The following is a 14,579-nucleotide window of genomic DNA, read 5'->3' as shown; positions in this document are numbered from 1 at the left end:
AAACATTAGTAGTATTGGTGGTTCTCAAGAGTTATGAGTTACCTCCGTAGAAGATATTATCTGCCAGCCCCAAACCGTTGTTGTAACAATCTAGTTGGCTAGTAATGAGACTACCAGCATCTATCCCATAGGAAACACTGGTGTTGGATTTATAGACATCTGGTAAACTCGATGCGCTGGAAATACCAGAACTCCAACCATAATCATTAAACCCTGGGCTACTGACACTGCTACCAGTCATTTGATGAATGGCTCCATCACCTTTCTTATCACCATTTTCGTCTGGAGTTAGGGCTTGTAACCAATTGATGCCTTCGTTGATATAGTATCGAGCATCCTTATCACTGGTACTGGCGGTGTCAATGGGGTTGCCAGCGAGATAATTCAACCAACTAGCCACTAAAGAGCGACCAAGATCGTAACGCACATCTCCATTAGGATGTGCTGAGGCATCAACAATCTGGCGTGATTGGCTGAGAGTATAGAAGATGGTATTCTCACCTGTGTCAGTTTGTCCATTGCGGTTGTAGTCGCCGATGAGTAACCCTGCACTATACTGTCCAGTCACATGATCAAGAACTTTTCCAGATTGGGCAGAGTTGGTATAAGGGGCGAACAGAAGGTCACTGCTTGCAAAATTAGCCAGTGTTTTTTGTGTTGGCTCGTTGCCTTGAACACCATCCCAGAATTTCTGCCATTCAGTCTTTGCCCAGAAGTCTGGGGTACGCACACCAGGGGCAGCAACTATAGTGTCAGTATCAGTAGCACTGTTATTGTTGGGATTGGTATCAGTGAAACCCGTGGGAGCAGTAATCGTGGCAGTATTGACTAGAGACGCGGGAGTGACGTTGAGAACATCCAGATGACGAATCTTGAACTGATCTTCAGGGCTGGTATCTGTGTCTAAAGCGGCAATGACAATGGTGTTACCCACATACTTACCTGCATTCACATCAGCCCAGCGATCGCTCGTGCTAGTAGTCTCGTTAACTTCGTAGAACCCAAAACTGCTGAGAGTTGAGTCGCTTAAAGTCGTCAGGGGACTGGTAAAGTTGCCAATCCAGACGGAGATATCACTATCTTTGATGACATATTGCAGATAAGCCTGATCCAACACCACTGCTTCTGAGAACTGGAATAAGACGTAGTTATCTCTTCCCCCGACGTTATCAACCACATGAGTATTGTTACCGCCATTTCCTTCGCTACTGTCGGTGACACCCAATCCACCACCATAGCTACCTAGATAAGCCGCATTCCAAGCACCATTTGTCCCATCGACACGGCTAAAAGCTCTAGCTGTGACCGTAATTCCGTTTAGTGTCCATGTCAGTGTATTGCCATCTGGTCCATCCAACGCACTACTGCCATTGAAGTCAAATGTGGTTCGACTACCTGTGGATACTGGGCTAGGTGCTACAGTCCCTGTGACTGTGTAGGTAATGCTGCTACCTGCTGTTAGGGTGACGTAATCGTTAATATTACCTGTGCCACTGGTTTGGTTATCTTTGGCTCCGCCACTGGCTACACTTGTCCAAGTCACATTGGTCAAATTGCTGGGGATGATATCACTCACCAGGGCGTTGGTAGCAGTAATCAGACCATTGTTTCGCGCCACGATGGTATAGGTTATCTGCTGCCCTGGGGTGACATTGGTTAAACCATCTGTTTTCGTGATTGATAAATCACCGATATTTTTGATTAGTCCTGCATCAATGGTGAGGTTGTCAGTTGTACCGACAGAGAATTGAGCAGTTGTGCCGTTGGCATTAACAACATCACTATCAGCTGCATCGTCACCTACATTAGCGGTGGTAAATCCATCAAAGCCAGTGGGTTGAACAAATTGAACACTATAGGTACTGTTGGAGTTGACGTTGAATTGGTAGAGACCGTTGGTATCGGTGGTGGTGGTGGCGATTTGAGTATTAGCTTGGTTGAAGAGTCTGACAGTTACTCCAGCAATGCCAGATTCCCCTGCATCTTGAACTCCATCTGCATCAGCATCGTACCAAACGCGATCGCCTATTCTGACAGTAGATGGAGTAACGATAGTGTCAGTATCAGTAGCACTGTTATTGTTGGGGTTGGTATCAGTGAAGCCAGTGGGAGCAGTAATTGTGGCAGTATTGACTAGAGACGCGGGAGTGACTTTGAGAACATCCAGATAGCGAATCTTGAAATTATCTTCAGGACTGGTATCTGTGTCTAAAGCGGCAATGACAATGGTGTTACCCACATAGTTGCCTGCATTCACGTCAGCCCAGCGATCGCTCGTGCTAGTAGTCTCGTTAACTTCACGGAACCCAAAACTGTTGAGAATTGAGTCATTTAAAGTCGTGGGAGGACTGCTAAAGTTGCCAATCCAGACAGAGATATCGCTGTCGTTCAGAACATATTGTAGATAAGCACGATCTAACACCACTGCTTCTGAGAACTGGAATAAGACGTAGTTATCTCTTCCCCCGACGTTATCAACCACATGAGTATTGTTACCGCCATTTCCTTCGCTACTGTCGGTGACACCCAATCCACCACCATAGCTACCTAGATAAGCCGCATTCCAAGCACCATTTGTCCCATCGACACGGCTAAAAGCTCTAGCTGTGACCGTAATTCCGTTTAGTGTCCATGCCCGTGTATTGCCATCTGGTCCATCCAACGCACTACTGCCATTGAAGTCAAATGTGGTTCGACTACCTGTAGATACTGGGCTAGGTGCTACAGTCCCTGTGACTGTGTAGGTAATGCTGCTACCTGCTGTTAGGGTGACGTAATCGTTGATATTGCCTGTACCACTGGTTTGATTGTCTGTTGCACCTCCACTGGCCACGCTTGTCCAAGTCACATTGGTCAAATTGCTGGGGATGATATCACTCACCAGGGCGTTGGTAGCAGTAATCAGACCATTGTTTCGCGCCACGATGGTATAGGTTATCTGCTGCCCTGGGGTGACATTGGTTAAACCATCTGTTTTCGTGATTGATAAATCACCCGCATTTTGGTATATGCCTGCATCCAAAGTGAGATTATTTTCACCAGAGACAAGGGTGACAATCTGAGTTTTGCCAGTGCTGGGAATAGCATCAGAATCTACAGCATCATTAGTCCCCACATTAGCTTGAGTAAACTGGAATCCTGCTGGTAGACCAGAGAATCCGACCTGATATTGTTGACCAGGTGTGAGTCCGGCAAAATTGTAGTTGCCACTGGCATTAGTAGTTGTGGTAACGGTAGTATCACCAATACCATTGATAATGCCATCTGTACCACCACCAGTAAGGGTAACGGTTACGCCTGCTACACCAACTTCTCCCAAATCCTGAATGCCGTTGTTGTTGGCATCGTTGAATACGAAGTCTCCTAGTGATGCTAATTTGTAGAATCCAGCATCAAGGGTGGGATTGTTTTCTCCTGGGGCTAGGCTGACTACTCCTGTTAACGTCCCATCACTATCAATGCTGTCATTACTACCTGCATCTACGGGACTGCTTTGAGTAAACCCACCCGGAGTGATGAATTGGACTTGATATCCCCCTCCTGGTGTGAGGTTGCTGAAACTGTACTTCCCGGCACTATCTGTGGTGGTTGTGGCAATCTCTACGCCATCTTTCCTTAATTTGACGATGGCATTGGCGATTCCTGGTTCATTGGTGTCCTGTATCCCATCTGCATCTAGGTCATGCCAGACAAAATCGCCTATGGATGCTAATGCTACTAACCCTGCGTCTAATGTGCCGTTAAACTCTCCAGATGTCAGGGTGACGCTTTGGGTCAAACCTGTTGTGACATTGGCATCGCTATCTTTGGCATCGTCTGTTCCCTGGTTGGCTGGGCTGAATTGATAACCTGTGGGGGCGGTGAATTTGACTTGATAGTTGCCTGGGGTTAAGCCACTAAATCCATAGCTGCCGTCGGCATTGGTGCTGGTTGTGCCGATGACAATACCGTTGGCTACTAATTCGACTTTTACTCCCCCTACTCCTGTTTCACCAATGTCTTGTATGCCGTTGTTGTTGGCATCGTTGAATACGAAGTCTCCTAGTGATGCTAATTTGTAGAACCCGAATCAAGGGTGGGATTGTTTTCTCCTGGGGCTAGGCTGACTACTCCGGTTAACGTCCCATCACTATCAATGCTGTCATTGCACCTGCATCTACGGGACTGCTTTGAGTAAACCCACCCGGAGTGATGAATTGGACTTGATATCCCCCTCCTGGTGTGAGGTTGCTGAAACTGTACTTCCCGGCACTATCTGTGGTGGTTGTGGCAATCTCTACGCCATCTTTCCTTAATTTGACGATGGCATTGGCGATTCCTGGTTCATTGGTGTCCTGTATCCCATCTGCATCTAGGTCATGCCAGACAAAATCGCCTATGGATGCTAATGCTACTAACCCTGCGTCTAATGTGCCGTTAAACTCTCCAGATGTCAGGGTGACGCTTTGGGTCAAACCTGTTGTGACATTGGCATCGCTATCTTTGGCATCGTCTGTTCCCTGGTTGGCTGGGCTGAATTGATAACCTGTGGGGGCGGTGAATTTGACTTGATAGTTGCCTGGGGTTAAGCCACTAAATCCATAGCTGCCGTCGGCATTGGTGCTGGTTGTGCCGATGACAATACCGTTGGCTACTAATTCGACTTTTACTCCCCCTACTCCTGTTTCACCAATGTCTTGTATGCCGTTGTTGTTGGCATCGTGAATACGAAGTCTCCTAGTGATGCTAATTTGTAGAATCCCGAATCAAGGGTGGGATTGTTTTCTCCTGGGGCTAGGCTGACTACTCCGGTTAACGTCCCATCACTATCAATGCTGTCATTGCACCTGCATCTACGGGACTGCTTTGAGTAAACCCACCCGGAGTGATGAATTGGACTTGATATCCCCCTCCTGGTGTGAGGTTGCTGAAACTGTACTTCCCGGCACTATCTGTGGTGGTTGTGGCAATCTCTACGCCATCTTTCCTTAATTTGACGATGGCATTGGCGATTCCTGGTTCATTGGTGTCCTGTATCCCATCTGCATCTAGGTCATGCCAGACAAAATCGCCTATGGATGCTAATGCTACTAACCCTGCGTCTAATGTGCCGTTAAACTCTCCAGATGTCAGGGTGACGCTTTGGGTCAAACCTGTTGTGACATCGGCATCGCTATCTTTGGCATCGTCTGTTCCCTGGTTGGCTGGGCTGAATTGATAACCTGTGGGGGCGGTGAATTTGACTTGATAGTTGCCTGGGGTTAAGCCACTAAATCCATAGCTGCCGTCGGCATTGGTGCTGGTTGTGCCGATGACAATACCGTTGGCTACTAATTCGACTTTTACTCCCCCTACTCCTGTTTCACCAATGTCTTGTATGCCGTTGTTGTTGGCATCGTTGAATACGAAGTCTCCTAGTGATGCTAATTTGTAGAATCCCGAATCAAGGGTGGGATTGTTTTCTCCTGGGGCTAGGCTGACTACTCCGGTTAACGTCCCATCACTATCAATGCTGTCATTGCCACCTGCATCTACGGGACTGCTTTGAGTAAACCCACCCGGAGTGATGAATTGGACTTGATATCCCCCTCCTGGTGTGAGGTTGCTGAAACTGTACTTCCCGGCACTATCTGTGGTGGTTGTGGCAATCTCTACGCCATCTTTCCTTAATTTGACGATGGCATTGGCGATTCCTGGTTCATTGGTGTCCTGTATCCCATCTGCATCTAGGTCATGCCAGACAAAATCGCCTATGGATGCTAATGCTACTAACCCTGCGTCTAATGTGCCGTTAAACTCTCCAGATGTCAGGGTGACGCTTTGGGTCAAACCTGTTGTGACATCGGCATCGCTATCTTTGGCATCGTCTGTTCCCTGGTTGGCTGGGCTGAATTGATAACCTGTGGGGGCGGTGAATTTGACTTGATAGTTGCCTGGGGTTAAGCCACTAAATCCATAGCTGCCGTCGGCATTGGTGCTGGTTGTGCCGATGACAATACCGTTGGCTACTAATTCGACTTTTACTCCCCCTACTCCTGTTTCACCAATGTCTTGTATGCCGTTGTTGTTGTTGTCGGCAAAGACAAAGTCTCCTAGTGATGCTAATTTGTAGAATCCAGCATCAATAGTTGTATTAACTTCTCCAGGAGCTAAAGTAATAGATGCAGAAGTTAAATTATTGTCGGGGTTGGCATTAGAATCTGAAGATGTGTTGCTACCTTGCAAGTAAGGACTGACAGCATTGAACCCAGTGGGTAAGCTAAATCTCACCTGATAAGTATCAGGTAGTAGAGGCCCAAACTGATACCATCCTTTCTCAACTTGTGCTGTGTAGGGGTTGTCTCCAGTAATAGTTGTGCCAAGAACAGTGTTATTTTTACCTATTAATGTAACTGTTACTCCATCTATTCCTGATTCGTTGGAATCCTGAATGCCATCTGCATCTAGGTCTTCCCAAACAAAATCTCCAATCCCTGCTGTCTTAACTTCCATTAAGATAGGCTGTTGGTTAGCAGCTTTAACAATGACACCAAAATCCTGTCCTGCTAATGGGATGAAGTTAGTGCCGTTGGCTACTGCTAGATTTACTAGTTGATCCGCATTCTGCTGACTATAGGCTTTTAATGAGTTATAGTCTGTGCTGTTTAGTATCGATGTTTCTCCTAGCAACATCCATATCGCTAGCTGTATATCTCCCGATGTATAGTCAACTCCGTCGTAGCGATATTTACCATTAACTACGTTGGCTGCTTCTGTAATGTTATTTAATATCCAGTTGATCTGTTGGAGTTTATCTAAATAGGGATCTGGTGTTGAGTCGATTGTTTGTGAACCTGTATACAGTATCCCTGTAGGAATGTTGCCGTAGCTGGAATATACACTGGCATTGTTATACGTGCCTCTTGACAGTGAAAAACTACTGTTTACACACCAAGCATCATAAGTGCCATTTAGCAATCCACCGTTATTAATGGTGACGTTGAAGTAGCTAGGTAAAAGAGATAGTGTACTTGTTAAGGTGTCGTAATCAGTAATTATTTGAGTTACTGTAGCTGGTAATGTTGAGTTGAAAATTGAGAGATTTTGATCTGCCATAACTTTATTCCTACTTATTCATTCACTTCAAAGATGTTTTCCAAATCTCACGCTAAGACTGTAACCAGCATTTACATCTGATTAATTACTGGCAGTGCTAATTTGCTAGTTGATCATGCGATCTAGACAAGATATATAGACATTGCAAAATGACGCGTATTAAGCGCGTTAAGCATTAAAATATGTACCTTGTTTTTGTGAGTGTATTGGGGTTAAATTTTCCAGCTACTCATTGTATTCATTGAGATCATGAAATAAAAAACAGGCTTTCTTGATCAAGGCCATTTTTTACCTTATACCCATCACAAGACACGGCAGTAGATAACAGTCTTTAACATTTATAGGTGTGGTGATTACAATATTATTTGCTGTATAGATTACACCATCCTTACAGTCAGCAGTGAGGATAGGACTAATATTTGATAATTATCTCCATTACAAGCAGCACTAGAATTAGCAACTACAATGCTTAAATCATGCTCTTGTAACAATAACTTTAAAGTTCGCAATATCTCGTAAGCTAAGGGCATCGAAACGCTCCACACATGGAAAAGGAGTGAATCATAGCGAGTCAATTAAATATAAAAACTCAGAATAGGGAACTAATAAGTTTGTATGTAAAATCATCTCAGTAATTTACAGTTTTTTGTACCCTGAGACACGAATTCTTCATAAAAAAAACATAATTAATCCGAGTTCTCTTGATAATCTTCAATAGCAATTGCACGACTTTTAGCCTTGCGTCGAGACTACACAAGTCGCAATTCTACGGCACCACCAGAATCTCTACTAATATAAGTTACCAGGGAAGATAAACTGGTAACTTGATATGCAGATATTAGATAAAAAGTCAACAAAAAAAGCCTGGGCAAAGGCAGTCATTGAACCGGCACAGGAATTTCCGCCTACCCAGTTGCCAATTATCTCCGGCAGTATTCCCGATCGCCTGCGTGGTACACTCTACCGCAATGGTGCAGCCAGGCTAGAACGGGGTGGTGTGCGTGTAGGGCATTGGTTTGATGGGGACGGGGCAATTTTGGCTGTCAAGTTCACTGATGCAGGGGCTAGTGCGGTTTATCGCTACGTACAGACTACTGGTTATCAAGCTGAAACCACAGCCGGGAAGTTTTTATACGGTAATTATGGGATGACTGCACCTGGCGCGATTTGGAATCAGTGGCTACGACCGGTGAAACACGCTGCTAATACATCAGTGTTAGCATTACCGGATAAACTCCTGGCACTGTGGGAAGGTAATCACCCCTACGCCCTTGACCTCGAAACCCTAGAAACTCACGGACTAGATAATTTAGGTGGGCTAGATAACGGTTTAGCCTATTCTGCCCATCCCAAAGTTGACCCCCACACAGGGGAAATTTTCAACTTTGGTATTACTCCCAGCGTCAATGCTGTTTTGAATATCTATAAAAGTGACTATACTGGCAAGATTCTGCAAAAGACTAAGTTTACTTTAGAAGGTTTCCCAGCAATTCATGATTTTGTGTTAGCTGGTCAATATCTCATCTTTTTTGCCCCACCAGTCAGAATTAATGTGATTCCTGTGCTGTTTGGTGTCGGGACTTACAGCGACTCGATGAAATGGCAACCAGAATTAGGAACAGAAATTTTAGTATTTGACCGTGAGACATTAACTTTAGTCAGTCGTGCTAAAACAGAACCTTGGTATCAGTGGCACTTTGCCAACGGTTATGTTGATCCCAGTGGTACGGTAATTATAGATTTTGCCCGTTATCAAGACTTTCAAACTAACCAATATCTTAAAGAAATCGCCGCAGGTGAAACTCATACTCTAGCTGAGACGACATTAACGCGAGTGCAATTGCAACCCCAAACAGGTAAAGTCACCGCCATTGAAACATTATTAGACCGGACTTGTGAATTCCCCCTTGTTCCCAAAGCCAATGTCGGACAAGCTTCGCGTTACACCTATATGTCCATAACTCGCCCAGGTACAGACATCAGCCAAGAAATATTAAACGCGATCGCTCGCTTCGACCACAAGACCCAAACCCTCACCGAAGCTAACCCAGGGGAAAACTTTTATCCTTCTGAACCCATTCCCGTAGAAGATTGGGTGTTAACGGTGGTATATGACGGCAATTCCCATCGTAGCGAAGTTTGGATCTATGATTGCGATCGCCTAGACCAAGAACCCATTTGCAAATTAGAATTACCCAGCGTCATCCCCCACAGTTTCCACGGAACTTGGAAAAGTCAGTAGTGGTGAGTGCTGAGTGCTGAGTGCTGTTAGCGGAAGCGGGGCGTTTAGCCCGTGCTGAGTGATGTAGAGACGTTATGTACAAATTCTCTACATCATTTATTTGTTGCAGTTTCATAGAAAATTAGTATGAATTATCTACTCTATTTGACATACATAAAAATCCGATTTAACTACTGATTAATTAATCTGAAGTTACATATAGGCGAATTACTTGTAGTCTGTGCAACATTGTCACGAAATGATTATGATCTAGCATATCTGCCAGATGTCCACTACAAAAACGTTCTTGATGAACGTGGCTAGTCAATAATTTCTGTATTGTATAAATATCGGCAACATTTAAACGTTCAGCTTCATCTCGCCATTTTATCCAATCAAAAGATATGACAAAATCTTCTGTATAAAGGGTTGTGATGAAGTTATTAAATTTCTCTAGAATAATTATAGGAATCTAAAGTTGGAGGTGCAACTTGGATGTCATATAATTAGCGATTTAGGTTAGAAAATAATGGTAAAAAAATAAGTATAGCCTTTCTTACCCTAGTAACGTACAAAGGACAATAATTAAACGCAGATGAACACAGATATAGCTTGCTTCCCGCAGGGTACGCGGATAAATTTGTACCTCAGCAGACTAGGAAACGCTATAGATAATTAATCAATATTTTCTAGCGTAATGTTGTGAGAAATACTTAATCTTCAAGACTATTTGCAAAATTGCGTGCTAGAAGTACATTAAAGAGATTCTTATACAGTGAACTACTAAATCCTGTCCGCAACATCTCCTACGAGAGAAGGTTTAGTAACAATAGCAGTATTTCCTCTAATTTTTTCTTGATTCTCTGCCAAATTCGCCTCAGATACTCATTCACCCAAACATAAGTTGCTCTTGGTTTGGTTAATTGTCACATTTATTTTCTGTATTCTTGGTGATTTTGATGATAAGCGATACACAAGAAGCATTAGAATCAGATAAGGAAATTGAACGTTTAATTGATGAAATAATGTCAGCTAATCTGACTAATGAACAGTATCAGCAAAAAATGCAGCGTCGTAAAGAAGTACAAGAACGACGCATAGCTTCAGCTGTGCCAGAAAAAGGGTTAATTATTGTCAATACTGGTAACGGTAAAGGGAAAACAACCGCCGCACTAGGAATGGTGTTACGATCGCTCGGTCACGGTTACAAGGTAGCGATCGTCCAATACATCAAAGGTTCGTGGGAACCTTCAGAAAAAAAGGTGTTCAGTCTCTGGCGTGACCAAATCGAATTTCACGCAATGGGTGAAGGCTTTACCTGGGAAACCCAAGACCGCGATCGCGATATCGAAAAAGCTAATGCAGCCTGGGAAAAGTCCCTAGAATTTATCCGCAACCCCGATTTTCAGCTAGTCCTGTTAGATGAAATCAATATCGCCCTGAAAATGGGATACTTACAAGTCGATGATGTGTTAGCCGGTCTTGCACAAAAACCATCCAGCAAACACGTCATCCTTACCGGTAGAGGTGCGCCAACCGCTATCATTGACCGCGCCGACCTAGTAACAGAAATGACCCTGGTTAAACATCCTTTCCGTGACCAAAACGTTAAGGCGCAACCAGGGATAGAGTTTTAGTTGGGGACTGGGGATTGGGGATTGGGGATTGGGGATTGGGTAATACTTTTCTTCCCTGCGACTGTTGATTCTTCCAGGTGGTTTGGTGCGAAAACAGAAAAATTTATACACCTGATTTTGCTTGTTTTAGTCGAGGTTTTTACCCCTCTCTAAATGTCATCTGCATTGAGGTAGAGGCTTTGAAACAAAGTCTCATGTTTTGTCTTTGCATAAAAGTACCTACCGCCTTTCCTCCTTCTTCCCAGTCCCCAGTCCCCAGTCCCCAATCCCCAACCCCTATCTTTGAGTACACATTTGGAGAATACGGCGATCGTCAGCACCAATGGCGTTAATTTGATGATAGTCTTGCAGTGCTACGGAATAAGCATAGGTCATTGGTTCATCACCAGAAAATGTAGGTATTCTGCTTGTTGTAGCTACATCTGGCGCAATACCTACATCTGGTGTGGTGGTGACAGTCATTGCCAACTCTCCAGATTTGTTCATTGTGCCTTGAAAACAGCTAAACTCAGACCTGGGCATATACAATGCACCAACTAATTTACCTTGTCGTTTTTGAAAGACAACGTAACCCTGGCCTATCTGGTTGGGTTGTGGTGATTGACCATACAAATAAATGCCATCTTCCACAGGAATATTAACTTTTTGGTTGATTCCTGATTCTTTGGCAGCTTTTTGAGTATTAAGATTATTTGCTAAATTGACTGAGTTAAATTGTGTAGATTTTTGTGACTGAAGATTTTCACTGGTTTGTGTTGATGGCAGTGAAACAGGAGTTCGGGAACTATCTTGTGTTTGTTGCGTCTGTGTGGGGGTAGTAGCAGCGATCGCATCCGTAGAGTAAGGTGAAGGATTACCTACTACACCCAGGGTAAAAACTAAGCCAACGGCGGGGATTGTCAATTGGCGCAAAGAAAAGATGTTAGAAATATTGTTAAGCACCCGACTCCTCCTGTTACGAATTTCACGACTTCCTCAGCGACTCACTTAAACCATACCTAAGTCTTGTGCGTTTAAGTTTCGGTCAAAAGTTTGATTAAAATGTCTGTCAATAGTAGACTTTTGAAAAAATGAGTTTTTAGTGGATTTTCGATGATAGTCCCACATTATCACTGCTAAATAACCTGACGCTTCACCCATAAGATTCACCCGATTGGAGGATGCGAACGCAGACTTCCATACCCTCAGAGTTTTTGATTGATCTCTGTGATGGTTAGCAGTTCCCGAAAGTAGACTTTTTCACCTCAATAAACTCTCATCTTGTTAAGTACATAGATATCTACAACACTCACTCATCCCATTTCGGAAAATTGCTGAGTAATGAGTGATGAGTGATGAGTGATGAGTGCTGTTAGCGGAAGCGGGGCGTTGAGCCCGTGCTGATACCAATTCACTAAAATTCTGATACAGATCCAAACCCAGAAAACCTTGTCAAGTCAGGATTTATCAATTGCGAATTGCGAATTGCGAATTGTGAATTGGTATGAGTGCTGAGTGCTAAGTGATGAGTGATGAGTGCTGAGTTCTGAGTGATGAGTAGTGACTAATGACTATTGACTATTGACTATTGACTATTGACTATTGACTATTGACTATTGACTATTGACTATTAACCAAAAAATTGCCCCCTGGGTTCAGGAGGCGCATCATAATTAGGGAGATGTAGTACGGCTACATCTATGTAACTAGCTAGCAACGTACTCTTTGACATTAGCTCGACGGCGACGGAGATGAGCTAAGGCTTGGTGTTCTAGTTGGCGGACGCGTTCACGGCTAAGGTTTAAGCGTTCACCGACTTTTGCTAGAGACATTTCGTTTCCATCCTCTAAACCAAAGCGGAGTGCTAACACTTCTCTTTGTTGGGGTGTGAGTTCCGCTAACAAGGTGTTTAAGTCTTGGCGTAGAAACTCTTGAGTGGTGTAATACTCTGGAGATGGGCCTTCATCTTCGAGCATTTCTTGGAGTTCTGTATCTTGGTTGTCACCTACACGCACATCCAAAGAAACTGGTTGACGCGCCATGTTCAGATACTCACGAATCTGAGCAGGTTCTAGTTCTAGTTCTTTGGCGATTTCGGCTGGAGAAGGCGATCGCCCTAAAGTCTGAGCTAGTTCGCGTTGGACTTTTTTAATTTTGTTCAGTTTCTCGGTAATATGGATAGGTAGGCGAATGGTGCGCCCTTGTTGAGCGATCGCACGGGTAATTGCTTGGCGAATCCACCAGTAAGCGTAGGTGGAGAATTTATAACCCCGCATAGGGTCAAATTTCTCTACGCCTCTTTCTAATCCTAAAGTTCCCTCTTGGATTAGATCCAAAAACTCCATATTGCGTTTTTGGTATTTTTTGGCGATCGCTACTACTAAGCGTAAGTTCGCTTCAATCATCTTTTGCTTGGCGCGCTTACCTTGAGCTACCGTCTGTTTAACGTCGGTTTCCGACTTGCGGACATGATCTGCCCACTCTGGTAAACTGGGTTCGCGCTCTAACTTCTTCGCTAAAGCATCTTTAGCATCTAGAAGTGACATCATTTGTTGCACCTGCTTCCCGTAAACAATCTCCTGCTCACGGGTAAGCAAGGGAACTCTGCCAATTTCTCGCAGATAGGTTCGCACCATATCAGCCGTGAATTTGGCGTTCAGGTCTTCGTTGTGGGTGTTAACAGTAGGCATTGGTGCGTTGTCCTCTACTCCCTAAACACAATCAATACTTGAGAAAATACATCTGAAAGGGAAAAGTAATCAGATATCACAGAACATCCGTTTCTACCAAAACTTCAACAATTGCGGATCTCGATTTTTCAGAAGGCGCGTGCTTGAGATATGTTCCCCTACCTTCCCTTTATTTTTGAGTCTCTGACCAACGATTCTGGGTTTTTTTCAAGAATTCTTTCTTTAGTTGCGGGCGGCAACGATTCAATCTGAAGTCAGTATGAGTTCTACTTAATTTATAGTAGAGCAAATCCGGCAAATAGTAAAGTAGCCTGGAGAGGGATATATATTATATTACAAAACTGTGTTTTTTTTTAAATGAATTTCCTTACGCAAGCTAACTATATCTATAGTGACGCGGAAATCCGGTAAGCTGTTGCTTGTGACTGGGGAAATAACCGAACTCCCAAAGGCAAGATGATGGGGGGAAGATACGAACAAGAGATTTTAGGAATTAGCTTTTAGGGATTGTAGTTAATAGGTTGTTTAGGGAATCGGGAATCGGGAATCGGGAATTGGGAATTGGGCATGGGGTAGGGAGATAAACTAATGACTAATGACTAATGACTATTGACTCTCAAAACCCTAAATCGGCTTTAGCTAGTTCCGCAGCTGCGAATACTTCTGCGTCGGGTTTTTCTTCCCACGCGGTATCACCAATTTCAGCGTAGAAGACGGAATCATAAGGACGGGTTCTGACTACTACAGGCATGGGGACGGCGTGACCTAAAATTAAGGCTTGTTGTTTAGAATCTAACTTGGCTAGTACAGACCTTAAGCCACCAGCACCGGAAACACCTGTAAAGATAGCGTCGATGTCTTTTTCATCGTTGAGTAAGGCGGTGATGCGAGTGCCAATTTGGGACATGACTTCATTATCTATCCCAGAGGGTCGTTGATCAACTACTAAGAGTGTGACGAAATATTTCCGCAGTTCAC

7 protein-coding genes and 2 pseudogenes are annotated in these 14,579 nt (G+C 44.0%); 3 read left to right on the top strand and 6 right to left on the bottom strand.

Features of this window, described 5'->3' with window-relative positions; all coding sequences use genetic code 11:
* Positions 1-31: 31 nt before the first annotated feature.
* Positions 32-7,074: pseudogene (locus tag CV014_RS30670) on the bottom strand (SdrD B-like domain-containing protein).
* A 377-nt stretch (positions 7,075-7,451) separates the two neighbouring features.
* A complete protein-coding gene (locus CV014_RS17855) occupies positions 7,452-7,604 on the bottom strand; it encodes a hypothetical protein (protein WP_236143253.1) in 153 nt (50 codons plus the stop codon).
* A 299-nt stretch (positions 7,605-7,903) separates the two neighbouring features.
* Between CV014_RS17855 and CV014_RS17850 the strand changes: the two genes are divergently transcribed.
* Positions 7,904-9,316 carry a carotenoid oxygenase family protein gene (locus tag CV014_RS17850; protein ID WP_236143252.1) on the top strand — a complete coding sequence of 471 codons (1,413 nt, stop codon included), beginning with the start codon at positions 7,904-7,906 and terminating at the stop codon, positions 9,314-9,316.
* 181 nt (positions 9,317-9,497) lie between these two features.
* Here the strand turns inward: CV014_RS17850 and CV014_RS17845 are convergent, their stop codons facing one another.
* Positions 9,498-9,701, bottom strand: coding sequence for a DUF6508 domain-containing protein (locus CV014_RS17845; RefSeq protein WP_236143261.1), 204 nt, complete (start codon positions 9,699-9,701; stop codon positions 9,498-9,500).
* 553 nt (positions 9,702-10,254) lie between these two features.
* Between CV014_RS17845 and cobO the strand changes: the two genes are divergently transcribed.
* Positions 10,255-10,932 (top strand): cob(I)yrinic acid a,c-diamide adenosyltransferase, encoded by a 678-nt coding sequence (cobO, locus tag CV014_RS17840; protein WP_236143251.1) that lies wholly within the window; start codon positions 10,255-10,257, stop codon positions 10,930-10,932.
* A complete protein-coding gene (locus CV014_RS17835; protein WP_236143250.1) occupies positions 10,933-11,085 on the top strand; it encodes a hypothetical protein in 153 nt (50 codons plus the stop codon). It abuts the gene before it with no gap.
* Between the two features lie 123 nt (positions 11,086-11,208).
* Here the strand turns inward: CV014_RS17835 and CV014_RS17830 are convergent, their stop codons facing one another.
* The 3 genes and pseudogenes from CV014_RS17830 to CV014_RS17820 all read right to left on the bottom strand — a co-directional run.
* On the bottom strand, positions 11,209-11,874 hold the full coding sequence (locus CV014_RS17830; RefSeq protein WP_236143249.1) for a hypothetical protein: 666 nt from the start codon (positions 11,872-11,874) through the stop codon (positions 11,209-11,211).
* A gap of 743 nt (positions 11,875-12,617) precedes the next feature.
* Positions 12,618-13,601 carry an RNA polymerase sigma factor, RpoD/SigA family gene (locus CV014_RS17825; RefSeq protein ID WP_103136439.1) on the bottom strand — a complete coding sequence of 328 codons (984 nt, stop codon included), beginning with the start codon at positions 13,599-13,601 and terminating at the stop codon, positions 12,618-12,620.
* Positions 13,602-14,217: 616 nt separating this feature from the next.
* A pseudogene (locus CV014_RS17820) lies at positions 14,218-14,579 on the bottom strand (ATPase); the annotation flags it as partial.

The organism is Nostoc sp. CMAA1605 (genome assembly GCF_021596505.1).
In the GTDB taxonomy this organism is placed as follows: Bacteria; Cyanobacteriota; Cyanobacteriia; order Cyanobacteriales; family Nostocaceae; genus Trichormus.
This window is presented reverse-complemented; position numbering and strand designations above follow the sequence as displayed.

Excerpts from the sequence above, each read along its gene's own strand:
- CV014_RS17825 (WP_103136439.1), bottom strand. The coding sequence starts at position 13,601 with ATGCCTACTGTTAACACCCACAACGAAGACCTGAACGCCAAATTCACG.
- CV014_RS17855 (WP_236143253.1), bottom strand. The coding sequence starts at position 7,604 with ATGCCCTTAGCTTACGAGATATTGCGAACTTTAAAGTTATTGTTACAA.
- CV014_RS17850 (WP_236143252.1), top strand. The coding sequence starts at position 7,904 with ATGCAGATATTAGATAAAAAGTCAACAAAAAAAGCCTGGGCAAAGGCA.
- cobO (WP_236143251.1), top strand. The coding sequence starts at position 10,255 with ATGATAAGCGATACACAAGAAGCATTAGAATCAGATAAGGAAATTGAA.